Here is a 23603-nt window from a genome sequence, read left to right on the forward strand (position 1 = left end):
TTTCACACCCCTGCCATCGGTTTGCCACGCAGGATCGCCAGTGCCTCGGCCGGATCGATGCGGCCGTCGTAGAGCGCGCGACCGGAGATCGCGCCTTCGAGCTTCTGCGCATCGGGCATGGTCATGCGCACGATGTCGGCGATCGAGGCGAGCCCGCCCGAGGCGATGACCGGGATCGACACCGCGTCGGCGAGATCGATGGTGGCGTCCCAGTTGATGCCGGTCAGCACACCGTCGCGGTCGATATCGGTGTAGATGATGGCGGCGACGCCGACACCCTCGAATTTCCTCGCCAGTTCGATGACGCCGAGGCTCGAGGCCTCGGCCCAGCCTTCGACCGCGACCTTGCCGCCCTTGGCGTCAATGCCGACGGCAATCTTGCCCGGGAAGGCCTTGCAAGCCTGCCTGACCAGATCCGGGTCGCGCACCGCCACAGTACCAAGAATGACGCGGGCCAGCCCACGGTCGAGCCAGTCCTCGATCTGCACCAGGGTGCGGATGCCGCCGCCGAGCTGCACCGGATTGCTCGTCGCCTTTAGGATGGCGCCGACCGCCGCGCTGTTGACGCTCTGGCCCTTGAAGGCGCCGTTGAGGTCGACGACGTGCAGCCATTCGAAGCCCTGCTCTTCGAAGGCGCGCGCCTGAGCGGCGGGATCGTCGTTATAGATCGTCGCAGTTGCCATGTCGCCATGCCTGAGGCGCACACATTTGCCGTCCTTGAGGTCTATGGCCGGAAACAGGATCACCTTCAGGCGCCTTCGACGATGACAAAGTGCCCGGTCGAGCCAGCGAGCCTGTACTTCAAGGCCTCCTGGTATTCAGGCGAGCCGTAGCATTCCAGCGCCATTTCATAGGATTCGAATTCCACCAGCACGTGGCGATTGCCGGTCGGTCCTTCCGGGCTGGTATACCGCCCGGCGCGCACCGGGAACTTCGCGCCGTATTTCGCGAAAGCCGCGGCATTGGCCTCGATGTACTGCTTGTAGATCTCGGGATCGTGGACATCGACCATTGCCATCCAATAGCCCTTCTTGCTCATGGTTCAGGGCCTCCAGCCTAGGAAATTGGTGATCAGCGCCAGGCCCAGCGCCTGGCTCTTCTCGGGGTGGAATTGCGTTCCGGCCAGGTTGTCGCGGACGACAGCGGCCGTTATCGGGCCGCCATAGTCGGCAACCGCCAGCACCTCATCCTCTTCCCGTGCATCGAGATGGTAGGAGTGGACGAAATAGGCGTGCAGTCCCTTGCCGCCCGTCGCAATGCCGGAAAACAGCGGATGCTTGCGCTTCAGGTCAATCGTGTTCCAGCCGATCTGCGGGATCTTCAGCGTCGGATCGGCCGGCGTAATCTCCTTGACGTCGCCGGCGATCCAGCCAAAGCCCTTTGTGACGGTCTTTTCCAGGCCTCGCTCCGACATCAGCTGCATGCCGACGCAGATGCCGAGGAACGGCCGAGCCTTGGCGATCGCCACCTCCTCGACCGCCTCCCACATGCCGGCGACCGCACGCAGTCCAGCGGCGCAATCGGCATAGGCGCCGACGCCGGGCAGGACGATGCGGTCGGCGGTCCTGACCCGCTCGGCATCGGCGGTGAGTTCAATCGCGGCGGCAATGCCGGCTTCATGCGCGGCACGCTCGAAGGCCTTGGTGGCCGAGCGCAGATTGCCCGACCCGTAGTCGATGATCGCGACCCTCATCTCAGGGCTTTCCCGGAATATGGTTCAGCCCCAGTGCCAGGCCCATCTGCGCCGGCCGGGCATGTGCTGCGTCTGGGACGATACGCTGCGCAGGAGTTTGTGCATCCGAATCCGCAGCGGCTTCCAACACATAGCGGATGTCGGCGTCGTCGAGCCTGTCGGCCTCGACGACACCCCATTCATGCCAGCCGCGGCGACGAAGGGCTGCAATTCGCAAGCCTTGTCCCTCCAGCCCGACAAAGAGCATGACAAGGAAGGATAAAAGCGAGCCGGCTGTTTCCAGGTCCAGCCTTTCGCCCAGCATCGAGAGCAGGCCCATGGCGACAAACGCCAATGCCGCCTCGACCCACAGCCGGTGCCAGGCCAGCCACAGCGGCGGCACCACGAAGCCGAGCCAGGCAAAGCCGTCACGGATAAAGGTGGTGTCCACGCTTTCACCGCGGCCTGGCGGCTCCATCACGACATAGATGGCCATGGCGTTACCCTTTCAGGGATCCCTTGGTGGAGGGAACCGCGTCCGGCTGGCGCAGGTCGCGCTCAAGTGCCGAACGCAAAACACGCGCCACGGCCTTGAAGCAGGTCTCGGCGATGTGGTGGTTGTTGGCGCCGTAATGATTGGTGACATGCAGCGTGATGCCGGCATTCTGCGCCAGCGCGTGGAAGAATTCGCGCACCAGCTCGGTGTCGAACGTACCGATCTTCGGCGATGAGAAGGAAACATTCCAGACCAGAAAAGGCCGGCCGGAGACATCGATTGCCGCCCGCGTCAGTGTCTCGTCCATGGCGAGGTCGATCGAGGCGTAGCGCATGATGCCGCGCCGCTCGCCCAATGCCTTGGCCAGCGCCTGGCCGAGCGCAATGCCCGTATCCTCGACGGTGTGGTGGTCGTCTATATGCAGGTCGCCCTTGGCCTTCACGGTCATGTCGATCAGCGAATGGCGCGACAACTGGTCCAGCATATGGTCGAAGAAGCCGACGCCCGTCGAAATGTCGGATTTGCCCGAGCCGTCGACTTGAACCGACACGGAGATGTCGGTTTCCCTGGTCTTGCGGCTTATCTCGGCGGAACGGGGCGCCATGACCTCATCCTTGTTTCAGATTTGCACGTCAGGCGTTCACAGGCCTGAAAACGAAAGCCTTCTAGCAGCATGATCCGGCGATTGCCAGTTACCGCTGCGGAGCACTATCCGACCCGGCGGATGGCCGGTTTGCAATCGTCCGGCCTATGCATACATATGGCCGATCAAGTCACTCGTAACGCACCGATCGCCTCGATGGGATCGGTGCTTGTCGGAGCAGGAAATGTCGAATGAACTGACCATGCATGCCACGACCATCCTGACCGTGCGCAAGGGCGGCAAGGTGGTGATCGCCGGCGACGGCCAGGTCAGCCTCGGCCAGACGATCATGAAAGGCAACGCCAAGAAGGTGCGCCGCATCGGCAAGGGCGGCAATGTCATCGCCGGTTTCGCCGGCGCCACCGCCGATGCCTTCACTCTGCTGGAGCGGCTGGAAGCCAAGCTCGAACAATATCCCGACCAGCTGACACGCGCCTGCGTCGAGCTTGCCAAGGACTGGCGCACCGACCGCTATTTGCGGCGGCTGGAAGCGATGATGCTGGTGGCCGACAAGTCGGTGTCGCTGGCGCTGACCGGCACCGGTGACGTGCTGGAGCCTGAATTTGGAGTCATGGCCATCGGCTCCGGCGGCAATTACGCGCTGGCAGCGGCACGCGCGCTGATGGACAGCGACAAGGGCGCAGAGGAGATCGCCCGCAAGGCGATGCAAATCGCATCAGACATTTGCGTCTACACAAACAACAACTTCGTCGTCGAAACCCTCGATGCCGCCTGAGCGGAGCCTCCGCTATGGTTTTCGGCCGGTGACCCAGAGGGACCTGCCGATGATCGCCGGCTGGCTTGCCGAGCCGCATGTCGCCGAGTGGTGGAACGACCCAGAGACCGAGATTGCGGAGATCCGCGAGCATATCGACAGCATTTCAGTCGAGCCGCTGATTATCGAGCTGGACGGAAAGCCCATCGGCTATTTGCAGAGCTACGATCCGCATCTGGAGGACGGCCATCCCTATAGCGACCAGCCGTTCGGCACGCTCGGCATCGATCTGTCGATCGGCGTGCCGGAGCTTGTCGGGGTCGGCCACGGCTCCGCGATCGTCCGGCAGTTCGTCGAGCAGCTTTTCGAGGAAGGTACGCCGCGCGTCATCATCGACCCGGACCCCGCCAATGCACGGGCTATCCGTGCCTATGAAAAGGCCGGTTTCACGGCTATCGATCGCAGGAAGTCGGAATATGGCGATGCCGTGCTGATGGCGATTGATGGCCCAGAGGGTGATGCCGGACAGGGTGACGCAGAAGAGGGGCAATAGCAGCATGAGCGTATCCAGCGACAAAACCGTCTCGGCCTACGAAGACAGTTGGCGAATGGGGCTCCTACTGGTTCTCGGCCTGGTCATCTTCCAGACCGGGGTCCTCTATGGCATGGGGCGGACGCCGATCTGTACCTGCGGCTATGTCAAGCTGTGGCACGGCATCGTGCAAAGCTCGGAGAATTCCCAGCATATTTCCGACTGGTACAGCTTCTCGCACATCATTCACGGCTTCCTGTTCTATGCGCTGGCGTGGTTCCTTTTCCCGCGCTCGCCGATCGGGCTCAGACTGGCGTTTGCGGTCGTCATAGAGGGCGGCTGGGAGCTGCTCGAGAACAGTCCTTTCATCATCGACCGCTACCGCGCCGGCACGATCTCGCTCGATTATTATGGCGACAGCATTATCAATTCGGTGTCCGACACGCTGGCCATGGTGCTGGGGTTTGTCATGGCGCGAAGGCTTCCTATATGGGTGATCGTCACCCTCGCCCTCATCTTCGAATTCGGTGTCGGCTATCTCATCCGGGACAATCTGACACTCAACGTGATCATGCTACTGCATCCGTTCGAATCCATTCGGCAGTGGCAAAGTGGAATTTAGTGATATGAGCACCTTCTCTCCCCGCGAAATCGTTTCGGAACTCGACCGCTTCATCATCGGCCAGAAAGACGCCAAGCGTGCGGTGGCGATTGCCTTGCGCAACCGTTGGCGCCGCCAGCAGCTCGAGGGCCAGATGCGCGAAGAGGTGATGCCGAAGAACATCCTGATGATCGGCCCGACCGGTGTCGGCAAGACCGAGATTTCACGCCGCCTGGCACGCCTTGCCGGTGCGCCTTTCGTCAAGGTCGAAGCCACCAAGTTCACCGAGGTCGGTTACGTCGGCCGCGACGTCGAGCAGATCATCCGCGATCTGGTCGAGATCGCCATCGGGCTGGTGCGCGAGAAGATGCGCGAGGACGTCAAGGCGCGTGCCCACATCAACGCCGAGGAACGGGTGCTCGAAGCGCTCGTCGGCAAGACGGCGAGCCCGGCCACCCGCGACAGTTTCCGCAAGAAGCTGCGCGACGGCGAGCTCGACGACAAGGAGATCGAGATCGAAGTGGCCGATACCGGCAATGGCGGCATGCCTGGCTTCGAGATCCCCGGCATGCCGGGCGCCAATATCGGCGTGCTCAACATCAACGACATGCTGTCGAAGGCGATGGGCGGCAAGAAGACCAAGTTGCGCAAGACGACCGTCAAGGAGTCCTACGGGCTGTTGATCAGCGACGAGTCCGACAAGCTGCTCGATCAGGACGAGGTGGTGCGCAGGGCCCTCGAATCGACCGAGAATGACGGCATCGTCTTCCTTGACGAGATCGACAAGATCGCCTCGCGCGAAGGCGGCATCGGTGCCGGTGTTTCGCGTGAAGGTGTACAGCGCGACCTGCTGCCGCTGGTCGAAGGCACCACGGTTGCGACCAAATATGGACCGGTGAAGACCGACCATATCCTGTTCATCGCCTCGGGCGCGTTCCACGTCGCCAAGCCCTCCGACCTGCTGCCGGAATTGCAGGGCCGCCTGCCGATCCGCGTCGAGCTGCGGGCGCTGGAGAAGGACGATTTCGTCCGCATCCTTACCGAGACCGAAGCCAGCCTGATCAAGCAATATATCGCGCTGATGAAGACCGAAGGCGTCGACCTGGTCTTCACCGATGACGCGATCGATTCGTTGGCCGGCATCGCCGTCGACCTTAACGCCAGCGTCGAGAATATCGGCGCCAGGCGGCTGCAGACGGTGATGGAACGGGTACTGGACGACATCTCCTATGACGCGCCGGACCGTAACGGCACCTCGGTGACAATCGATGCAGCCTATGTCGAGAAGCATGTCGGCGACCTCTCCAGAAACACGGACTTGTCGCGTTTCATCTTGTAGGAGACTCTTGATTCTCCAAGAGGCCGGGGAATTACTCCCGGCCTCCGTCAAATTCGGCCCGGCATTCCGGAGGTGTGGCCAAATGGAAGCATCCGGCAAGCTTTCGTCCCGTCCGGTGCAGGCGTCTCTCGACTCCCGGTGGAGCATTACCTAGTTTGCCGCCGACTATTTGGGCGGCGGCGCATGAAAAAACTGATCCTCGTCATTTTGGGGCTGACGCTGGCGACAGCTATGTTCGGCGCGCAAGCGGCAACGATGGTGCCGCCGGGCAACCGCAACACCGAGCAGCCTGACATACCGGGCGCATCGAGCCGGCGCACCCAGGCGACCAACACCACCTTCCAGGCGAAATACCGCAAAGTCTTTGCGCTGCTCCAGAACGATGCCGCGCTGCGCGGCAAGATCAAGCAGGCAGCCGCGGCTTATGGCATCGACCCAATGCATATCGTCGGCGCCATCGTCGGCGAGCACACCTACAATGTCGATGCCTATGACCGGCTGCAGACCTACTACGTCAAGGCGATCTCGTATTTATCGAGCAAGCTCTCCTTCGCCTATGACGGCGAGGACATCACCGATTTCGTGCAGCGGCCGCAATTCGCCAAATGCGCAGGGAAGTCCGATAGCTACGACCTATGGGAGTGCCGCGAGCAGGTGTGGAACCGGTCGTTCCGCGGCAAGACCGTCAACGGCGAGAGCTTTCCCAACGACCGCTTCGGTGCCACTTTCTTCCAGCCTTATTATGCCGGCCAGACTTTTGGCCTTGGCCAGCTCAATCCGCTGACGGCGCTGCAAATGAGCGACCTCGTGCACAAGGTTTCCGGCCTGCCGGAACTCGACGTCGGCGACCCCAACGCGGTCTACAAGACCATCATGGATCCTGACCTGACACTGCCTTATGTCGCAGCAACGATCCGGAAATCGATCGACGCCTATAGAAGCATCGCCGGCTTCGACATCTCAGGCAACCCCGGCATCACGTCGACGCTCTACAATGTCGGCAACCCCGAACAGCGCGCCTATGCGCTGAAGGCCGAGAACGACAAGCGCCGCGCTGCGGGCGAGCCGGAAAAATTGCCTGAGGAGAATTACTATGGCTGGCTGATCAACGACAAGCTGCCGGAGCTGAAAGCGCTGTTTTAGCCAAACGCGTTCGGCCAACTATCCACGCCCTCAGCTCACGCCGCCAGCAGCGACTTCAGCTTGACGGAGTGCGAGCCTAGCGCTTCCGGCGCCGGCTTTGCCTGCTTTGCAATCAGCATCTCGGCCAGCCTTATGTCACGGGCGACCGCGTTGCCGGGGCCGATGCCGCTTGCCGCAACCAGCCTGCCGTCCTCGGCCAGATGAAACAGGATGAAGGCGCCGTCGCCAACGTCGCGGCGAACGATGCTGCGGCCTTCGTCCGACAGGCCGGCGATCTGCAGGGTCAATCCGTACTGATCTGACCAGAACCAAGGCACCGCCGAATGCGCCTCGCCGGCGCCAAGCATGTTCCTTGCGGCGAGTGCGCCCTGCTCCTGCGCATTGCGCCAAGCTTCCAGCCGCACGCGCCGGCCGCCATAGATAGCGAGCGGAAACGAACAGCAATCGCCGGCTGCAAAGATATCCCGGTCGCTGGTGCGAAGCTCGGCGTCGACGGCGACACCATTGTCGATGGTCAGCCCCGCCTGCCCGGCAAGTCCGGTCACCGGCACGGCGCCGATCCCGATCACGGCAAGATCGGCGACAATGTCGTGTCCACCGGCAAGCGCGATGCGCACTTCGGCGCCGTCATCGGCAATGGCCGCGATGCCCTCGCCGCACAGGATTTTTACGCCTTCGGCTTCATGCGCCTGATGGATGACCTGCGCGATCTCGGCCGGCACGCCGCGCATCAGAATGCGCGGCTGCGCCTCGATGACGGTGACCGCGGCACCCAGCCTGCGCGCCGCCGCGGCGAGCTCGAGCCCGATGAAGCCGCCGCCGACTATGGCGATGCGATTGCCGGCGTTGAGATGGGCACGAATGGCCAGCGCGTCGTTGAAGGTTCGCAGATAGACGCAGCGCCCGCCAAGGCCCGGCATCGGCAATTTGCGCGGCACCGAACCGGTCGCCAGCAGGAGCTTGTCGTAGGCCAGGGCGGAACCGTCGGACAGGCGCACGACATGCGCCGTGCGGTCGATCGCCACAGCCAGAACCGAATGGATATGCCGGATAGAGCGCTCGGCCAGGATCGCGTCGCTGGCGATCGCCTTGATCAGGGGCGCGTCGGCGACCATCGCTTCTTTCGACAGCGGCGGGCGCTCATAGGGAAGATGCGGCTCGTCGCCGACCAAGGTTACGGGGCCATCATAGCCGAGCTCGCGCAGCGCAAGGGCGGCGCGCCCGCCGCATTCGCCGGCGCCGATGACGACCATTCCCTTCGTCATCATCAACCGATCCGGACAAGGACTTTGCCGGCGTCGACTTTGACCAGATAGGTCCTTAGATCGACGCAGACAGGCGCGCCCCTGGCAGCCCCTGTCTTGTAGTTGAAGCGGCCATTGTGCTTCGGGCATTCGATGATGTCGTCCATGACCAGCCCGTCGGCCAGATGCACCTTCTCATGCGTGCAAAGCCCGTCGGTGGCGAAATACTCGTCGTTGGGGCTGCGATAGATAGCAAAGGTGCGGCCGCCATGGTCGAAGCGCATCACGTCCTCTTCGTCGATGTCCTCGGCGTCACAGGCCTCGACCCAGTCGCTCATTTACGGGTCCCTCGATTTTTGGTGCCTCGGCATGGGCTTGTCATTCGGCAGCCACCGCAGCGGCAGCGTTGTCGTTGTGGAAGTCCTCGCGATAGGGCCTCGCCGTCGGCGGCAGTTCGCGCTTGATGAAATAATCCTCATTGCGCAGCTGCCGCAGGAAGGTCGGTATCATCTCGCGGTAGCCGGCCAGGATGGACGGTGTCGGCGCCGGCAGATCGTGCTTGATCAGCTCATGCAGCCTGGGCAGCGCATGATAGGGCACCATGGGAAACATGTGATGCTCGACGTGGTAGTTCATGTTCCAGTAGATGAAGCGGCTTATCGGGTTCATGTAGACGGTGCGGCTGTTGAGCCGGTGATCGGTGACGTTTTCAGCCAGGCCGCCATGCTGCAGCAGGCCGACCATGACATGGTGCCACGCGCCGTAAAGCCTGGGCAGCCCGACCAGCATCAGCGGCAGGAACGAGCCCGTGTAGAGCGCCAGCGCAATGGTCGCGGCATAGACTGTCGTCCAGATGCGGGCAATGCCAATTGCCTTCGGCTGCTCCTGGTCGGGAATGAAGGTTCTTTCGGCCGGACTGACGATACCGGCTGCATTGCGCAGCATGTCGCTCATCGCATGCCAGGCGTCGAGAATGCCGACGAAGTTGAGCACGACGCGCAGCAGATCGGGCGGACGCATCACGGAGATCTCCGGATCGCGGCCGACGATGATGGTATCGGTATGGTGGCGCGTATGGCTCCAGCGCCAGGTCACCGGGTTGCGCATGATCATGAAGCAGGCGATCTGATAGACCACGTCGTTCATCCACTGCGTTCTGAAGGCGGTGCCGTGGCCGCATTCGTGCCAGCGTGAATCGGTGGAGGAGCCGTAGAGGACGCCGTAGACGAAGAAGAACGGCACGCACCACCAGCTGCCCCAGAACCAGACGCCGCCGGCTCCGCTCAGGATTAAGGCGCCGAGCCAGATGACCGTATCGCGGATCGCCGGGCCGTCGGAGCGCTGCATCAGCTCCTTCATCTGCTTGCGTGGCACGTCCGTGTGATACCACTCGGCCGCCGCCAGCCCGCTCTCGATGGCGAGCTTCGCGTCGCGGCCGATCAGGCTGTAGTCACGCCGGGACGCTGCTGTGGCGATCGTGTTCCCGGTTCGGAGTCCAATATCCACCATGGCGGAGGCCTCGATCATAGTCGGTCCGCATTCAAATAACGCCGAAGCCTGATAGGCTCAATATCACAAAGATAGTTTCTATCATTTTCCATCATAATGGTGTAAAAGCCGAACAATAGAGCGAGGCAGCGATGGCGAAACGGCCGACGATTACCGATTTGGCACGCATTTCGGGGGTCAGCGTCGCCACCGTCGACCGGGTGCTGAACAACCGGTTGCCAGTGCGCGAGGAAACCGCGCGCCGCGTCTATGAAGCGGCGACCAGCATTGGCTATCACGCAGCCGGGCTGATCAAGCAGCGGATGCGCCATGAATTGCCGGAGTATCGGCTCGGGTTCCTGCTGTTGCGGCGGGAGGACGTCTTCTACAGCGAATTTGCCCGCGAGCTTGAACTGGCGGTATCGCAGTCGCCGCGCGTTCGCGGCGTGGCGACCATCGACTTCGCCGGCTCGCTGGCGCCGGACGAGATCGTCGAGCGGATGCGCAAGCTGGCCGCCAAATCCAGGGCCGTCGCCCTGGTCGGGCCTGATCACCCGACGCTGACGGTCGCCGTCGAGGCTCTCAAAGCCAATGGCGTACCGGTGTTCTCCCTGCTTTCCGACTTTGCGTCCGGTATTCGCGAGGGCTATGTCGGCCTGGACAATCGCAAGGTCGGCCGCACCGCCGCCTGGATGATCTCGAAGGCTGCGAAGAGGCCTGGCAAGGTTGCCCTCTTCGTCGGCAGCCATCGCTTCCATGGCCATGAGCTTCGCGAGATCGGTTTTCGCTCCTTCTTTCGCGAGCAGGCGCCGGAATTCACCCTGCTCGAGACGTTGGTCAATCTGGAAGCGAACCAGATCACGCATGATGCAATGATCGAGCTTCTAGCCCGCCACCCTGATCTCGTCGGCTGCTATGTCGCCGGTGGCGGCATGGAAGGCGCGATCTCGGCGCTGAGGGAGGCAAAGCCGGCAGAGGTGCCGGCGGTCGTCTGCAACGAGATCACGCCCGACTCCCGCTCGGCGCTGGCGGATAATTTCCTGACGATGGTGATCTCGACGCCACTGGCAGCGCTTTGCCGCGAGCTTGTCGGGCTGATGGCGCATGCCATCGAGACCGGCGCTGCGAATGCGCCGGGCCAGACCTTTCTGCCCTTCGACATCTATCTGCCGGAAAACATCTGACGTCGCGGTCATTGGCGGCAGACATGATGTAATCTATCAGAACGCTTTCAGGCTTGGCTTGCCTGAGCGTCCGTCCAAATGCGCTTGAAATGCCGAAAATCCATCCTTCATGGCGAAATCTCGCTTGACGCCCACGCGAAATGGAATAAATATTTCACCGACAGAGCATTTTGGTTCTTTCGTTCCGGAAGATCTGTTTCAGGCAAATGCCTCCGGAACTAAAATGGCAATCGGGAGAGAATTCCCTGCGAGATCGGGGATTCCGGGTAGATCGGTGCAGCCGGACACCAATGTGGAGGAGAAATAAAATGAAAAAACTGCTGTTGGGCGTCGCGTTCGCGGCGCTGATGAGTTCGTCCGCCTTCGCTGCCAAGATCGGCGTGTCGATGGCGTTGTTCGACGACAATTTTCTCACCGTGCTGCGCAACGGCATGATCGAGCAGGCCAAGGGCATGGACGGCGTGGAACTGCAGGTGGAGGATGCGCAGAACGACGTCGCCAAGCAACTCGACCAGATCAAGAACTTCGCCGCCTCGGGCGTCGACGCCATCATCGTCAACCCGGTCGACACCTCGGCGACCCAGGCGATGTCGGACGCAGCCGCCGCCGCCAAGATTCCACTGGTCTATGTCAATCGCGAGCCGGTCAACGTCGACACGCTGCCCGAAAACCAGGCCTTCGTCGCCTCGAACGAAGCCGATTCCGGCACGCTCGAGACCAAGGAGGTCTGCCGCCTATTCAAGGAGGCCGGCAAGACTGAAGCCAACGTCTATGTGATCATGGGCGAACTGTCGAACCAGGCAGCGGTGCAGCGCACCAAGGACATTGACGATGTGATCGCCACGCCGGAGTGCAGCTTCATCAAGATCATCGATAAGCAGACGTCGAACTGGAAGCGCGAAGAAGCGCAGAACCTGATGACCAACTGGCTGTCGACCGGCAAGCCGTTCGACGGCGTCATCGCCAACAATGACGAAAGCGCGATCGGCGCCATCCAGGCGATGAAGGCCGCCAACATCGACATGAAGTCGGTTGTCGTCGGCGGCGTCGACGCTACCCAGGACGCGCTTGCAGCGATGCAGGCGGGCGATCTCGATGTGACGGTGTTCCAGGACGCGGCCGGCCAAGGCGCCGGCGCGCTTGACGCGGCGCTCAAGCTGGCGAAGGGCGAAAAGGTCGAGCACAAGGTCTATATCCCGTTCCAATTGGTCACGCCGGCGAATATCGACAAGTTCCTGACGAAGAACTGCGGCCGCGGACCGGCGCGGCGCACCAGCGCCGCTCCTCCTTCTCTCTCTCTCGGCCTGAAGAGCGGCCGAAAGAGACTGTGGCTGACGGAGGAAGCACGATTGGCACAGACATCTCACGGCGTCGGCGGGCTCAGCTATGATGCGAAGCGGCGCGCATGGCCGGCCGAATTCAACGTCTTCCTGGCGCTCGTCATCCTGGTCGGCGCTTTCGAGCTGATCGGCCGGGTCTTCCTGGGCGACAGCTTCCTGTTCAATACCCGCGACAATATCGATGCGATCTTCAACGAAGCGCGCCTGCAGATCATCATCCTGCAGGTGTCGATCGTCGGCATCATTGCCATCGGCGTGACGCAGGTGATCATTACCGGCGGCATCGACCTGTCCTCAGGTTCGATCGTCGGCGCCACGGCAATGATCGCCATGAGCTTCGCCCAGGTGGCGACCGTCAACGGCAACCCGAACCCCAAGGCGATGTTCATCGCCCAGGGCTGGACCGACCTGCCGGTGATCGTGCCGGTGCTGGTCGCGATCGGCTGCGGACTGCTGGCCGGCCTGGTCAACGGTGCATTGATCGCCTACACCCGCATTCCGCCGTTCATCGCCACGCTCGGCATGATGGTGACCGCGCGCGGCATCGCCAAATGGTGGTCGAAGGGACAGCCGATCTCGTTTCCGACCGAGAGTTTCGCCGCCATCGGCAAGGGGCTGATGCCGGTCATCATCTTCATATCGCTCGCGGTGCTGTTTCAGCTGATCCTGAGCTACACCAAATATGGCAAGCACTGCTATGCAATCGGCTCCAATGAGGACGCCGCGCGCATGTCCGGCATCAACATCGCCAACCACAAGATCCTCGTCTACGTCATTGCCGGCGTCCTCGCCGCGCTCGCCGCCGTGGTGCTGAGCTCGAAGAATCTCACCGCCCAGGCCGGCATGGGTGTGATGTACGAGCTCGACGCGATCGCCATGGCGGTTATCGGCGGCGTCTCGCTGTCGGGCGGCCGCGGCTCGATTATCGGGACGGTGATCGGCTCGCTGATCTTCGGCGTCATCATCTCCGGCTTCACCTTTCTGCGCCTCGACGCCTATTATCAGGAGATGGTCAAAGGCGTGATCATCGTCGGCGCAGTCGTTCTCGACCAGTGGCGCCAACGCCTGCGGGCAATGAGGGCTTGACCATGTCGGACATCGTCCTGAAGACGGAAAACCTGACCAAGTATTATGGCGGCGTCCATGCGCTGGAGGGTGCCAACTTCGAGCTGCACAAGGGCGAGCATGTCGCTATCATGGGCGACAACGGCGCTGGCAAATCGACCTTCGTACGCCAGATCACCGGCGTCGAGCAGCGCACTAGCGGCAGGATGTGGTTCGACGGCAAGGAAGTGAATTTTGCCGGCCCGATCGAAGCCCGCGAGGCGGGCATCGAGACCGTGTTCCAGAACCTGGCGCTCGCCGACGATCTCGACGTGCCGTCGAACCTGTTCCTCGGCCGCGAGCGGGTGCTGTTCAATCTAGGACCCTTCTCGATCCTCGATCGCAAGTTCATGCGCAAGGCGACCGAGGCAGCCTTGGTCCGCACGGCGGTCAAGATCCCCAATCTTTCCAACACCATCCGCCATATGTCGGGCGGCCAGCGCCAGTGCGTGGCAATTGCCAGAACCGCGACCTTTGCTTCCAAGCTCATCATCATGGATGAGCCGACGGCGGCACTCGGCGTGCAGGAGACGATGCAGGTCGAAAACATCATCCGCACGCTGAAGGAAAATGGCGAACCGCTGATCCTGATCTCTCACAACATGCGCCAGGTGTTCGACCTGGTCGACCGCATCGTCGTTTTCCGGCGCGGCCGCATCGTCGCCAATTTGCGCAAGCAAGACACCGACGGCAACGATATCGTCTCCTACATCACCGGTGCCAAGACCGGGCGGGCGGAGCTTGCGGCGTAACGGCAACGCCAGGCCACAGGCGCTGACACGCCTTCCCTTCCCAACCATCCTCAAAGGAAAATTCTTCATGCCTCTTCGCTTTGCTCTTCTCGGTGCCGGCCGTATCGGCAAGGTCCATGCTCGCGCCGTTGGTTCCAATCCGCAGGCCAGGCTGGTTGCAGTTGCCGATGCCTTCGAGAAGGCGGCGACCGATCTGGCCTCTGCCTATGGCGCCGAAGTGCGCAGCATCGATGCCATCGAGAAGGCCGGCGATATCGATGCGGTCGTCATCTGCACGCCGACCGACACTCATGCCGATCTGATCGAACGCTTCGCCAAAGCGGGTAAAGCGATTTTCTGCGAAAAGCCGATCGACCTCGACGCCGCCAGGGTGGAACGTTGCCTGGCCGTCGTCGACAAGGCCGGCGCCACCCTGATGGTCGGCTTCAACCGCCGCTTCGATCCGCATTTTGCCGCCGTGCGCAAGGCGATCGACGACGGCGCCATCGGCACCGTCGAAATGGTGACGATCACCTCGCGCGATCCCGGCCCGCCGCCGCTCGACTATATCGGCCGCTCGGGCGGCATCTTCCGCGACATGACCATTCATGATTTCGACATGGCGCGCTTCCTGCTCGGCGAGGAGCCGGTGGCGGTCAGCGCGCACGCTTCGGTGCTGGTCGACAAGAAGATCGGCGAAGCCGGCGACTTCGACAGCGTCAGCGTCATCCTCGAAACCGCCTCCGGCAAGCAATGCGTCATCTCCAACTCGCGCCGCGCCACCTATGGCTACGACCAGCGCATCGAGGTGCATGGCTCGAAAGGCATGATCGCGGCCGAAAACCAGCGGCCGGTGTCGATCGAACTGGCCAACGAGAAAGGTTATACGCGGCCGCCGCTGCACGATTTCTTCATGACCCGTTATCTCGACGCCTATGCCAACGAGATCGCCGCCTTCATCGCGGCAGCGACGTCGGGCAAGAAGGCGGCGCCGAGCGGCCAGGATGGCCTGGTGGCGCTCAGGCTGGCAGATGCGGCGCTGAAATCGGCCAAGGAAGGCAAGACCGTCCGCCTCGACAAAACAATCTGACTATCAAACACAGGAGCAAGGCGATGAACGGTTCCGCCGGTCGCAATTCCGAAACACGCGCCATCGTCACCGGCGGCGCACAAGGCATCGGCTTTGCCGTCGCCGAAGCGCTGGCCGATGAGGGCTGCCGGGCGCTGGCGCTGATCGGCCGCTCGCAAGAGAAAGGCGACAAAGCTGTCGCCACTCTCAAGCGGGCAGGTGTCGATGCCATCTTCATCAGTGCCGACGTCTCAGAGGTGGCCGACTGCAAGCGTGCGGTCGAAATGGCGATTGGCCATTTCGGTACCGTCAACGCGCTGGTCAACGCCGCTGCCACCTCGGCTCGCGGCTCGCTGGTCGAGACCTCCGAGGATCTCTTCGACCAGATATTCCAGACCAATGTGCGCGGCCCGTTTTTCCTGATGCAGGGCGTGGTGGCGCATTTGCTGGCGCGCAAGGCACCGGGCTCGATCGTCAACGTGCTGTCGATGTCGGCGCATTGCGGCCAGTCGTTCCTGGCACCCTATTCGTCGAGCAAGGGTGCGCTGGCGACACTGACCAAGAATGTCGCCAATGCCTATCGCGGCAATCGCATCCGCTGCAATGCGGTGCTGCCCGGCTGGATGGACACCGAGGGCGAAGCGATCGTGCAGAAAAAATGGCACGACGCGCCGGACGACTGGCTGGAACGGGCCGAGGCCGCGCAGCCGATGGGTCAATTGGTGAAACCGGCACAGCTTGCCCGGTTGATCAGCTATATGATCAGCCCGCAGTCCGGCGTCATGACCGGATCGCTGGTCGACTACGACCAGAGCATCGCGGGGGCGTCGCCGGAGTAAGGCCAGCTGAGTGGCCCTGCGTCTGTTGCGTCGGCATCGCCATTCCCGCATAGTCAACGTAGTCGGACTAGTCACGGGATTAAGATGCCGCCTGCACCTAAGAATACCAATTGGACGGTCGCCGGGGCAAAAGCCCGGCTCTCAGAGGTCATCGAGCGCGCGCAGTCGGCGCCGCAGACGATCACCAGAAACGGCAAACCGATCGTGGTTGTCGTCTCGGCCGAGGAATGGCAGCGCAAGACCGCACGCAAGGGTACGCTTGCGGAGTTCCTGTTGGACTCCCCGCTGCGCGGCGCCGATCTCAACCTTGGGCGTCAGCGTGACGAACCGCTGGGGCGGCAAGAGCACGTCTGATGCATCCCTATTGGATCAAGGTAAGCGGCCACCTCGGGGTTGGCGTCACCGCGCAATCGAAAGCCGACGCGCTACAACTCTTTTCGCTTGCCTTTGGGTCTGCCGAGAATGTTGTCGGCATCGAGATCATCAAGGACATGAATGACCTTGACCAGAATCACGTCATACCCAATCTGGGCGTGGCCAACTGGTTTCGGCGTGGCATCTGGTTTCCCCAAGGCCAGGAGCACATTTCAAACTGAGACACTGCTTCGCCTCATCACCCACGTGACAAGCGCCCCGGCATCGATTATATGAGCCGCATGATCAACCTGACCGCCACCTATTGGTACTTTAGCAGCTCGCTGGCGGCGGGAGGATTGCGCTCGATCTGAAGATTGCAGCATCAAAAATCCGAACAGCCGCCAGACCTGGCGGCTTTTTTGTTTGCCGGCAGGTCTCCTAAAGCATGATCCCGAAAAGTGGCATCCGGTTTTCGGAAAAGATCATGCTCCAAACAAACAGGAGCAGAAAGCCGTGTTGACGACCACAGACGATCTTCGGGTCAAAGAAATAAGGGAATTGAGCACGCCGGACGAGGTGATGCGGGAGATACCGCGCACGCTGACGGCGACGCGCACCGTTGCCGCATCACGCAACGCGATCCACGCCGTGCTGACCGGCGCCGACGACCGACTGGTGGTTGTCGTCGGCCCCTGTTCGATCCACGACCCGGCCGCTGCCGTAGACTATGCCAGTCGTCTGGCGACGCTGCGCGAAAGCCTGTCGGACCGGCTGGAGATCGTGATGCGGGTGTATTTCGAGAAGCCGCGCACGACGGTCGGCTGGAAAGGCCTGATCAACGATCCCGATCTCGACGGCAGCTTCAACATCGACAAGGGGTTGCGGATGGCCCGCAACGTGCTCTCCGCGGTCAACAATCTCGGCCTTCCGGCGGCCACCGAATTCCTCGACATGGCCACCCCGCAATATATTGCCGACCTCGTCGCCTGGGGCGCGATCGGCGCGCGTACGACCGAGAGCCAGATCCATCGCGAACTGGCGTCAGGCCTGTCCTGCCCGGTCGGCTTCAAGAACGGCACCGACGGCAATTTGCGGATCGCCGCCGAAGCCGTGAAATCCGCCGCCCAGCCGCATCATTTCATGGCGGTGACGAAAGGTGGGCGCAGCGCCATCGCTACGACAACCGGCAACGAGGACTGCCACGTCATCCTGCGCGGCGGTATTGTGCCGAATTATGACGCGGCCAGCATTGCTGCTGCCTGCGCGGAACTCGGCCGGATCGGCGTGGCGCCGCGGCTGATGATCGATGTCAGCCACGCCAACAGCAGCAAGAAGCCGGAAAACCAGCCAGGGGTGGCAGCCGAGGTGGCGGGCCAGGTCGCAGCGGGCGACGAGCGCATCATCGGCGTCATGATCGAGAGCAACCTTGTCGCCGGCCGGCAGGATGTCGTGCCCGGCAAGCCGCTTGTCTATGGCCAGAGCATCACCGATGGCTGCATCGACTGGGCAACCACCGAGACGGTGCTTTACGGCCTTGCCGACGCCGTCGAGCGGCGCCGGTCGGTGCGCCGCGCCATGATATCAAGCCGTCCGGGAGCCGCCTGACCCGGCCGGCGCCGCTGCCATGGACGTTGCGCCCTTCGGGCGCGGAATTCACGCCGCCTTCAAGCCTTCCCAGACGGTGAGCGCCGAAACCGCAACGAGAAGCAGTCCGGCCGCCCGGCCGGCAAGAGCGGTTGCCCTTGGATTGGCGACCAGCAGATCGCGGCTGCGACCGGCGGTAATTGCGAGTCCGCCATAGACAGCGAACTGCGTGGCGATCGTCATGAGCCCCATGATGATCGCCTGCATCCAGATCGGGCCGTAATCCGGCCTCAGAAACTGCGGATAGACGGCAAGAACAAAGAGATAGGCCTTTGGATTAATCAGGCAGGTCATGATCCCCTGGCGAAAGGCCTTCCATGCGGAGCGGCTGGCGGCAGGGCCGTCATGGCCGACGGTGATGGAGCTGCGCATCAGCGTGATGCCGATAAAGGCCATGTAGGCCGCGCCGGCAATCAGCAGCGGATTGAAGAGGATCGGCAAGAAATGCATGAGCAGGCCGACGCCGAGCGCGCCGTTCAGCGTATGCACCACGCCGCCCAGCATGATGCCGCCGGTCGCCGCAAGCCCTCTGCTGCTGCCGCCGGTCAGCGCATTGGCAAGCACGAAAAGCATGTCCATGCCGGGCACGATGATGATGCCGAGAAGGAGGAGAAAGAAGAGCCAGAGGTTTGCCGCGTAGTCCATGTCAGTTGCCTGTCGCCTCATGCAGGCGAGCTGCAGAGGAACTTGTTGATTTTCAATTCGATAGGCGATCCTATAGGTCAGTCCAACTGACGAGGTGTTGTCAGTTGCCTTCGGGCCGAGTGAGGGAATGCGCAAGGCGTCGCGTCTGTTCGAGATCATCCAGATCCTGCGGCTGGCGAGGAAGCCGGTGACGGCGGCAATGATCGCCGAGCGGCTGGAGGTGACGGTGCGCTCGGTCTATCGCGACATTGCCGCACTGCAGGCGATGCGCGTGCCGATCGAGGGCGGGCGCGGCATCGGCTACATACTGCGTCCTGGCTTCGACTTGCCGCCGTTGATGTTTTCGATCGAGGAGATGGAGGCGATCGTACTGTCTCTCGCGCTGCTCGAACGCACGGGCGACAGCGAGCTCAAGCAGGCGGCCAAGCGCGTCAGCGCCAAGATCGCCGGCGCGGTGCCGCCGCCTTTGCGCCAAACGCTCGACGCCAATCAGTTGCATGCATGGGGTTTTGCCACGCCATCGGCCTCCGCGGTCGATCTGGCGTTGGTGCGCCGTGCCATCCGCGACGAGGCCAAGCTGGACCTTTCCTACCGCGACGAACTGGGCCGAGCCACCGAGCGCATCATCTGTCCGATCGCCCTCATCTACTACTCCGAAACCGCCAACATCGTTGCCTGGTGCGAGCTGCGCCAGGCAATCCGCAATTTCCGCAGCGACCGGATCGAGGATTGCCAGGCGACGGGACTATGGTTCAAGGGTGAAGGCGACGGTTTGCGGCAGGTCTGGGTGAACGGGTGGGAAACGGACACCTCGGCCGCAGGCGGCTGAAGCGGCCACTGTGAAGCGGATGCCGGGGAGGGCTACCTCACGTCCTCCCAGCGGCTCTCACTGAACGACCTGGCCATCGCGTGCACGGTGCGCTCGATCTCCAGGCCTTCTTCGAAATCGATGATGCGCGCCGGCTTGCCGGCCAGCCGCGTCAAAAGTTCCCTGCATTCGATGATCTTGAGGTCGTTGAAGCCAAGCCCGTGGCCGGGTGCCGGCAGGAAGGCGTCGTAGGGCTTGTGGTGCGGCGCCACCAGGATCGTGCGATAGCCTTGCTCGGTCGGCCGGTCGGCTGTCAGATAGAGCTGGAACTCATTCATCCGCTCCTGATCGTACAGGATCGAGCCCTTCGAGCCAAAAATCTGGATGGCGATCCGGCCTTTGCGGCCCCAGGCCGAACGGTTGACCAGCAGCGTGCCGGCGATGCCGTTTTCGAGATGCATCAGGATACTGGCGATGTCGTAGGTTTCGACCGTGCGGCGCCCGCCCGAGGCGACGCGGCGTTCGGCATAGGGTTTGGCCATGTCGCACATGACGCGGGCAACGCGGCCGAACAGCACGGCGATGAGCGAAAGCGGATGCACGGCGAAATCGTCGAGCGCGCCGTAACCGGACGCCGCCTCGTGCTTCCAGAAGAACAGCGCCTCCGGATCGGCCATGAAGTCCTCGTCCATCTCGATGCGCAGATGGTTGACCTCGCCGATGATCTTCTCGTCGAGCAGCGCGCCGATATGGCGGATTGCGGGGTTCTGGATGTAGTTATAGCCGAGCGCGGCGACTTTGCCGGACTTTTGGGCTGCCGCAGCCATTGCTTGCGCCTCCGCAAAACTCGGCGCCATCGGTTTTTCACACCACAGATGCTTCCCGGCTTCGAGGATGGCGATGGCCATTTCCGGGTGGAACTGGTTCGGCGTGGTCAGCGAGATGACATCGACGTCGGGATCGTCGACCACCGCGCGCCAGTCACCGGAGGCCCTGGCGAAGCCGAATTCGCTGGCACGGCGTTTGGCAAGGTCCTCGTTGACCTCGCCCAGATGAACCAGCCTTGGCTTGTCCACATCGGGAAAGACGGTACCAACCGCGTTCCAGGCAATGGCGTGGCACTTACCCATGAAGCCCGTGCCGATAAGACCTACCCCGACCATCCGCTTGCCTCCCTGTGTGCAAAGTTTGTGTGGATGAATTAGTCCAATTTGTCTGCAGATGGAACGCTTGTCTCATTTTTTATGGTGTTCTTGCACAGGCCCGCTATGATGGGGCACAGAGGGAACCAGACGATGAGCCGGGGCGGAGCGACGATGGACGAACGGGTGCCGCGCGATTTCGAGACGCTGCGGGCGACGATCCTGGAGCGGCGCCAGAGCCTGCCGAAACGTATCGCCCAGATCGCCGCCTATGCGCTCGACAACCCAGACGATATCGCCTTCGGCACCGCCGCCAGCATCGCCGCTTCCGCCGGTGTCCAGCCTTCGACGCTGATCCGCTTTGCCCAGCAGCTTGGTTTTGATGGTTTCACCAGCCTGCAGTTGGTGTTTCGCGAGCGTCTGCGCGAGCGCAACTCGTCCTATGATGAAAGGCTGGCGGCATTGCGCGCCAAGGCCGAGGAAGGCGCCGGCCACCGCGCGATTTTCGACGGTTTTGTTGCCGCAGCCAGCACCTCGCTCAACGACATTTCGCGCACGCTGAATGAAGACCATTTCGAAGATGCGATCGCCGTGCTGGCCAAGGCCGAAACCATTTACGTCCTGGCCAAGCGGCGCTCCTACCCGGTCGCCTCCTATATCGCCTACGCATTGGGCAAGCTCAAGATCCGCAACCAGCTTATCGAATCGGCCGCCGGCCTCAATGCGGAGATGATCGGCTTTGCCTCTCCAAGGGACGCCGTCATCGCCATAAGCTTTTCACCCTATGCCCCGGCCACCATCGAGGAGGCGCGCGTCATTTCGGAACAAGGCGTGCCGATCGTGGCGATTACCGACTCCTCCTTTTCGCCGCTCGCCCAGTTCGCCAGGGTCTGGTTCGAGGTCGCCGAGGCCGATTTCGCCGGCTTCCGCTCGCTGTCGGCGACGATGGCCTTGGCCATGGCGCTGACTGTCGCCGTCGGCGAGAAGCGGCGCGATAGCGGCAGGAAGCGCAAGCCTTAGAGCACCTCTATTGCCGTTTCGCCTCCTGCCAAAAGCCGCGCTGCGTCGCGGGCAGGCGGCGATCCGAACTGGCGGGCATACTCCCGGCTGAACTGGGAAGCACTCTCATAGCCGACAGCGAAGGCGACACGCGCCACGTTGCCCGGCTGGGCAATCAGCAGATGGCGGGCTTCCAGCAAGCGGATTTGCTTTTGATACTGGATTGGGCTCATGGCCGTCGCCGCCTTGAAGTGACGATAGAACGCAGCGCTGCTCATATGGGCGATTTCGGCCAGATCCCCGACCCGGACTGGCTGATGGGGATGCGAGCGGATCCAGGCGATCGCCTGGCCAATCCGGGACAGATGGCCGTCGGCGCGCGCAAGTTCACGAAGCTTTCCGCCTTGCGGGCCTTGCAGGAGCCGAAACAGCATCTCCCGCTCGAGCATGGCCGCAAGCACGGGAATCTCCGCTGGCCGGTCAAGCAGCCGCAGCATTCGGCGCAACGCGTCGAGCAGGTCGTCATCAACGGGAGAGGTGGAGAACCTGTCGCCGCCGAGGACCGGCCCGTGCTCAACGAGGAGTGCGGCGACAGCCTGCAGGTCAAGGGTCAAGCCAATGGCCAGATAAGGACGTGCGGCGCTCGCTTCGACTATCTGGCTGATGCTGGGCGTCTCGACAGTGTAGATGAAATAGCTGGCCGGGTCGTAACGAAGAGCCCGGTCGCCGATCAGAACCGTCTTCGCGCCCTGCAATACGAATAAGACCCCCGACCCCCACACACCCGGCAATGGCGCCGTCGCGACTTCGCTGCGGCCGATCGAAACGCGGGGAATCGCCGTTCCTATTCTTCGCCCGCGCGCATGGCGGCCGGCGATTTCGATCAACTCCTGCAGCGCCTCGCTCATTGCGCCAGCATCGCGCATTCGCACCAGCCGCGCAACAGCGTGAGAGGATTAGGCAACAGCCGGAGAGTTTCCGGCGCGCGGCGCCCGCTGCCTCGCGCCATTTGTGGGTCTTCCACAGCAAACATGGAGACACGATATGACGACATCGAAAACTGCGCTGGTGACCGGCGCCAACAAGGGTATAGGCCGTGAAATCGCCCGGCGAATGGCGACCATGGGCTTCAAGGTCTGGCTCGGAGCCAGGAGCGCCGAACGCGGCATGGCGGCGGCGCAGGCATTGCGTGCCGAAGGCCACGACGTAGAGTGGCTTGAGTTGGACGTCACGAGGGATGACAGTGTGAAGGCGGCAGCCGAGGCGTTCGGGCAGGCCAGCCCCCGCCTTGACGTGCTGGTGAACAACGCCGGCGTCGCCATCAACTACGACCTGCCGCCGAGCCAGCAGCGGATCGCCGATGTCCAGGCCACCTACGACGTCAATGTCTTCGGCCCGATCCGCGTGACCCAGGCATTCCTGCCGCTGCTGCTGGCAGCACCTGCTGCCCGGATCGTGATGGTGAGCAGCTCCACCGGCTCCATCGGCCGGGCGCTGGATCCCGCCACCGCGAACCACGCCGTCAATATGATGAGCTACGGCAGCTCCAAGACAGCGTTAAACGCCATCACGGTGGCCTTCGCCAGGGAGCTCGCACCGCAAGGCATCAAGGTCAACGCCGCCGCGCCTGGCTACACTGCCACCGATCTCAACGGCTATAAAGGTCACCGTACGGTGGAGCAGGCGGCGGAGGTCGTCATTCACCTGGCGACCTTGGACGCCGATGGCCCGACCGCCGGGTACTTCAACGATGATGGCCCACTTCCTTGGTAAATCAGCTGGTCTCAGTGGTAGACACTTGACGTTCGTCTGACTTCAAAGTTTCTGAACGCGCGAGCCTTGCACAGCACTTTTCAGCTTGGGAATGC

At 62.4% G+C, this 23603-nt stretch carries 27 protein-coding genes and 1 pseudogene; 17 read left to right on the forward strand and 11 right to left on the reverse strand.

What is annotated here, in order from left to right; genetic code table 11:
• Positions 1-2: 2 nt before the first annotated feature.
• From hisA to hisB, 5 genes are read right to left on the reverse strand one after another with little or no spacing between them, the layout of a single operon-like run.
• A complete protein-coding gene (hisA, locus tag NKH80_RS13575) occupies positions 3-746 on the reverse strand; it encodes a 1-(5-phosphoribosyl)-5-[(5-phosphoribosylamino)methylideneamino]imidazole-4-carboxamide isomerase (protein ID WP_352991948.1) in 744 nt (247 codons plus the stop codon).
• Between the two features lie 2 nt (positions 747-748).
• On the reverse strand, positions 749-1039 hold the full coding sequence (locus NKH80_RS13580; protein WP_352800780.1) for a DUF1330 domain-containing protein: 291 nt from the start codon (positions 1037-1039) through the stop codon (positions 749-751).
• A 3-nt stretch (positions 1040-1042) separates the two neighbouring features.
• Positions 1043-1693 (reverse strand): imidazole glycerol phosphate synthase subunit HisH, encoded by a 651-nt coding sequence (hisH, locus tag NKH80_RS13585; RefSeq protein WP_352480180.1) that lies wholly within the window; start codon positions 1691-1693, stop codon positions 1043-1045.
• A 1-nt stretch (position 1694) separates the two neighbouring features.
• Entirely contained in the window at positions 1695-2168 is a 474-nt protein-coding gene (locus tag NKH80_RS13590; protein WP_352991951.1) for a DUF2628 domain-containing protein, read from the reverse strand.
• Positions 2169-2172: 4 nt separating this feature from the next.
• On the reverse strand, positions 2173-2772 hold the full coding sequence (hisB, locus tag NKH80_RS13595; RefSeq protein WP_352991953.1) for an imidazoleglycerol-phosphate dehydratase HisB: 600 nt from the start codon (positions 2770-2772) through the stop codon (positions 2173-2175).
• A 223-nt stretch (positions 2773-2995) separates the two neighbouring features.
• Between hisB and hslV the strand changes: the two genes are divergently transcribed.
• From hslV to NKH80_RS13620, 5 genes are all read left to right on the forward strand, one after another.
• Positions 2996-3547, forward strand: coding sequence for an ATP-dependent protease subunit HslV (gene hslV / locus NKH80_RS13600; protein WP_254815927.1), 552 nt, complete (start codon positions 2996-2998; stop codon positions 3545-3547).
• Positions 3537-4079, forward strand: a complete 543-nt coding sequence (locus NKH80_RS13605; protein ID WP_352991955.1) for a GNAT family N-acetyltransferase — start codon at positions 3537-3539, stop codon at positions 4077-4079. Before hslV ends, NKH80_RS13605 begins: the two co-directional genes overlap by 11 nt.
• A 4-nt stretch (positions 4080-4083) precedes the next feature.
• Complete coding sequence (locus NKH80_RS13610; protein WP_352991957.1) at positions 4084-4680, forward strand: DUF2585 domain-containing protein; 597 nt, start codon at positions 4084-4086, stop codon at positions 4678-4680.
• Between the two features lie 4 nt (positions 4681-4684).
• Positions 4685-5998 (forward strand): ATP-dependent protease ATPase subunit HslU, encoded by a 1314-nt coding sequence (gene hslU / locus NKH80_RS13615; protein ID WP_254815924.1) that lies wholly within the window; start codon positions 4685-4687, stop codon positions 5996-5998.
• Between the two features lie 183 nt (positions 5999-6181).
• The gene (locus tag NKH80_RS13620; protein WP_352991959.1) at positions 6182-7141 is read left to right on the forward strand and encodes a DUF1402 family protein; all 960 of its coding nucleotides are present in this window, start codon (positions 6182-6184) and stop codon (positions 7139-7141) included.
• A 35-nt stretch (positions 7142-7176) separates the two neighbouring features.
• Here the strand turns inward: NKH80_RS13620 and NKH80_RS13625 are convergent, their stop codons facing one another.
• Genes NKH80_RS13625 through NKH80_RS13635 form a run of 3 tightly spaced genes read right to left on the reverse strand, consistent with a single transcriptional unit; the run spans position 7177 to position 9894 of the window.
• Positions 7177-8406: an NAD(P)/FAD-dependent oxidoreductase gene (locus NKH80_RS13625; protein WP_352992061.1), complete on the reverse strand. Its 1230-nt coding sequence runs from the start codon at positions 8404-8406 to the stop codon at positions 7177-7179.
• 2 nt (positions 8407-8408) lie between these two features.
• Positions 8409-8723, reverse strand: a complete 315-nt coding sequence (locus tag NKH80_RS13630; protein ID WP_352477080.1) for a MocE family 2Fe-2S type ferredoxin — start codon at positions 8721-8723, stop codon at positions 8409-8411.
• A gap of 40 nt (positions 8724-8763) precedes the next feature.
• Entirely contained in the window at positions 8764-9894 is a 1131-nt protein-coding gene (locus tag NKH80_RS13635; protein ID WP_352701399.1) for a fatty acid desaturase family protein, read from the reverse strand.
• Positions 9895-10025: 131 nt separating this feature from the next.
• Here NKH80_RS13635 and NKH80_RS13640 point away from each other — a divergent pair, with 131 nt between their 5' ends.
• From NKH80_RS13640 to NKH80_RS13680, 9 genes and pseudogenes are all read left to right on the forward strand, one after another.
• Positions 10026-11057 (forward strand): LacI family DNA-binding transcriptional regulator, encoded by a 1032-nt coding sequence (locus NKH80_RS13640; RefSeq protein ID WP_352700970.1) that lies wholly within the window; start codon positions 10026-10028, stop codon positions 11055-11057.
• A 308-nt stretch (positions 11058-11365) separates the two neighbouring features.
• Positions 11366-12304 (forward strand): annotated as a pseudogene (locus NKH80_RS13645) (sugar ABC transporter substrate-binding protein); the annotation flags it as partial.
• Positions 12305-12406: 102 nt separating this feature from the next.
• A complete protein-coding gene (locus NKH80_RS13650; protein WP_292655972.1) occupies positions 12407-13483 on the forward strand; it encodes an ABC transporter permease in 1077 nt (358 codons plus the stop codon).
• Positions 13484-13485: 2 nt separating this feature from the next.
• Positions 13486-14253, forward strand: coding sequence for an ATP-binding cassette domain-containing protein (locus NKH80_RS13655; protein ID WP_352700971.1), 768 nt, complete (start codon positions 13486-13488; stop codon positions 14251-14253).
• A 67-nt stretch (positions 14254-14320) separates the two neighbouring features.
• Entirely contained in the window at positions 14321-15322 is a 1002-nt protein-coding gene (gene iolG / locus NKH80_RS13660; protein ID WP_254815917.1) for an inositol 2-dehydrogenase, read from the forward strand.
• A 23-nt stretch (positions 15323-15345) separates the two neighbouring features.
• Positions 15346-16140: an SDR family oxidoreductase gene (locus NKH80_RS13665; RefSeq protein ID WP_352899465.1), complete on the forward strand. Its 795-nt coding sequence runs from the start codon at positions 15346-15348 to the stop codon at positions 16138-16140.
• An 84-nt stretch (positions 16141-16224) separates the two neighbouring features.
• Positions 16225-16494: a type II toxin-antitoxin system Phd/YefM family antitoxin gene (locus NKH80_RS13670; protein ID WP_352686499.1), complete on the forward strand. Its 270-nt coding sequence runs from the start codon at positions 16225-16227 to the stop codon at positions 16492-16494.
• Positions 16494-16736, forward strand: coding sequence for a hypothetical protein (locus NKH80_RS13675; RefSeq protein ID WP_352686496.1), 243 nt, complete (start codon positions 16494-16496; stop codon positions 16734-16736). Before NKH80_RS13670 ends, NKH80_RS13675 begins: the two co-directional genes overlap by 1 nt.
• Positions 16737-17010: 274 nt before the next feature.
• A complete protein-coding gene (locus tag NKH80_RS13680) occupies positions 17011-18102 on the forward strand; it encodes a 3-deoxy-7-phosphoheptulonate synthase (protein WP_352700973.1) in 1092 nt (363 codons plus the stop codon).
• A 48-nt stretch (positions 18103-18150) separates the two neighbouring features.
• Here the strand turns inward: NKH80_RS13680 and NKH80_RS13685 are convergent, their stop codons facing one another.
• Positions 18151-18786 (reverse strand): LysE family translocator, encoded by a 636-nt coding sequence (locus NKH80_RS13685; protein ID WP_352700974.1) that lies wholly within the window; start codon positions 18784-18786, stop codon positions 18151-18153.
• Between the two features lie 127 nt (positions 18787-18913).
• Here NKH80_RS13685 and NKH80_RS13690 point away from each other — a divergent pair, with 127 nt between their 5' ends.
• Entirely contained in the window at positions 18914-19615 is a 702-nt protein-coding gene (locus NKH80_RS13690) for a helix-turn-helix transcriptional regulator (protein ID WP_352991964.1), read from the forward strand.
• A gap of 32 nt (positions 19616-19647) precedes the next feature.
• Here the strand turns inward: NKH80_RS13690 and NKH80_RS13695 are convergent, their stop codons facing one another.
• On the reverse strand, positions 19648-20757 hold the full coding sequence (locus NKH80_RS13695; protein ID WP_352647770.1) for a Gfo/Idh/MocA family protein: 1110 nt from the start codon (positions 20755-20757) through the stop codon (positions 19648-19650).
• 153 nt (positions 20758-20910) lie between these two features.
• Here NKH80_RS13695 and NKH80_RS13700 point away from each other — a divergent pair, with 153 nt between their 5' ends.
• Entirely contained in the window at positions 20911-21756 is an 846-nt protein-coding gene (locus tag NKH80_RS13700; RefSeq protein WP_352464792.1) for a MurR/RpiR family transcriptional regulator, read from the forward strand.
• Here NKH80_RS13700 and NKH80_RS13705 read toward each other — a convergent pair.
• Entirely contained in the window at positions 21753-22643 is an 891-nt protein-coding gene (locus NKH80_RS13705; RefSeq protein WP_352992064.1) for an AraC family transcriptional regulator, read from the reverse strand. The genes NKH80_RS13700 and NKH80_RS13705 overlap by 4 nt on opposite strands.
• A gap of 136 nt (positions 22644-22779) precedes the next feature.
• On the opposite strand from NKH80_RS13705, the gene NKH80_RS13710 reads away from it, so the two are divergent.
• On the forward strand, positions 22780-23508 hold the full coding sequence (locus tag NKH80_RS13710; protein ID WP_352991966.1) for an SDR family oxidoreductase: 729 nt from the start codon (positions 22780-22782) through the stop codon (positions 23506-23508).
• The last annotated feature ends 95 nt before the right edge of the window (positions 23509-23603 follow it).

Origin of the sequence: Mesorhizobium sp. M0904, from assembly GCF_040319475.1 — a bacterium.
Taxonomy (GTDB): Bacteria; Pseudomonadota; Alphaproteobacteria; order Rhizobiales; family Rhizobiaceae; genus Mesorhizobium.

Excerpts from the sequence above, each read along its gene's own strand:
- NKH80_RS13580 (WP_352800780.1), bottom strand. The coding sequence starts at position 1,039 with ATGAGCAAGAAGGGCTATTGGATGGCAATGGTCGATGTCCACGATCCC.
- hisH (WP_352480180.1), bottom strand. The coding sequence starts at position 1,693 with ATGAGGGTCGCGATCATCGACTACGGGTCGGGCAATCTGCGCTCGGCC.
- NKH80_RS13590 (WP_352991951.1), bottom strand. The coding sequence starts at position 2,168 with ATGGCCATCTATGTCGTGATGGAGCCGCCAGGCCGCGGTGAAAGCGTG.
- hisB (WP_352991953.1), bottom strand. The coding sequence starts at position 2,772 with ATGGCGCCCCGTTCCGCCGAGATAAGCCGCAAGACCAGGGAAACCGAC.
- hslV (WP_254815927.1), top strand. The coding sequence starts at position 2,996 with ATGTCGAATGAACTGACCATGCATGCCACGACCATCCTGACCGTGCGC.
- NKH80_RS13605 (WP_352991955.1), top strand. The coding sequence starts at position 3,537 with ATGCCGCCTGAGCGGAGCCTCCGCTATGGTTTTCGGCCGGTGACCCAG.
- NKH80_RS13610 (WP_352991957.1), top strand. The coding sequence starts at position 4,084 with ATGAGCGTATCCAGCGACAAAACCGTCTCGGCCTACGAAGACAGTTGG.
- hslU (WP_254815924.1), top strand. The coding sequence starts at position 4,685 with ATGAGCACCTTCTCTCCCCGCGAAATCGTTTCGGAACTCGACCGCTTC.
- NKH80_RS13620 (WP_352991959.1), top strand. The coding sequence starts at position 6,182 with ATGAAAAAACTGATCCTCGTCATTTTGGGGCTGACGCTGGCGACAGCT.
- NKH80_RS13625 (WP_352992061.1), bottom strand. The coding sequence starts at position 8,406 with ATGACGAAGGGAATGGTCGTCATCGGCGCCGGCGAATGCGGCGGGCGC.
- NKH80_RS13630 (WP_352477080.1), bottom strand. The coding sequence starts at position 8,723 with ATGAGCGACTGGGTCGAGGCCTGTGACGCCGAGGACATCGACGAAGAG.
- NKH80_RS13635 (WP_352701399.1), bottom strand. The coding sequence starts at position 9,894 with ATGGTGGATATTGGACTCCGAACCGGGAACACGATCGCCACAGCAGCG.
- NKH80_RS13640 (WP_352700970.1), top strand. The coding sequence starts at position 10,026 with ATGGCGAAACGGCCGACGATTACCGATTTGGCACGCATTTCGGGGGTC.
- NKH80_RS13655 (WP_352700971.1), top strand. The coding sequence starts at position 13,486 with ATGTCGGACATCGTCCTGAAGACGGAAAACCTGACCAAGTATTATGGC.
- iolG (WP_254815917.1), top strand. The coding sequence starts at position 14,321 with ATGCCTCTTCGCTTTGCTCTTCTCGGTGCCGGCCGTATCGGCAAGGTC.
- NKH80_RS13665 (WP_352899465.1), top strand. The coding sequence starts at position 15,346 with ATGAACGGTTCCGCCGGTCGCAATTCCGAAACACGCGCCATCGTCACC.
- NKH80_RS13670 (WP_352686499.1), top strand. The coding sequence starts at position 16,225 with ATGCCGCCTGCACCTAAGAATACCAATTGGACGGTCGCCGGGGCAAAA.
- NKH80_RS13675 (WP_352686496.1), top strand. The coding sequence starts at position 16,494 with ATGCATCCCTATTGGATCAAGGTAAGCGGCCACCTCGGGGTTGGCGTC.
- NKH80_RS13685 (WP_352700974.1), bottom strand. The coding sequence starts at position 18,786 with ATGGACTACGCGGCAAACCTCTGGCTCTTCTTTCTCCTCCTTCTCGGC.
- NKH80_RS13690 (WP_352991964.1), top strand. The coding sequence starts at position 18,914 with ATGCGCAAGGCGTCGCGTCTGTTCGAGATCATCCAGATCCTGCGGCTG.
- NKH80_RS13695 (WP_352647770.1), bottom strand. The coding sequence starts at position 20,757 with ATGGTCGGGGTAGGTCTTATCGGCACGGGCTTCATGGGTAAGTGCCAC.
- NKH80_RS13700 (WP_352464792.1), top strand. The coding sequence starts at position 20,911 with ATGGACGAACGGGTGCCGCGCGATTTCGAGACGCTGCGGGCGACGATC.
- NKH80_RS13705 (WP_352992064.1), bottom strand. The coding sequence starts at position 22,643 with ATGAGCGAGGCGCTGCAGGAGTTGATCGAAATCGCCGGCCGCCATGCG.
- NKH80_RS13710 (WP_352991966.1), top strand. The coding sequence starts at position 22,780 with ATGACGACATCGAAAACTGCGCTGGTGACCGGCGCCAACAAGGGTATA.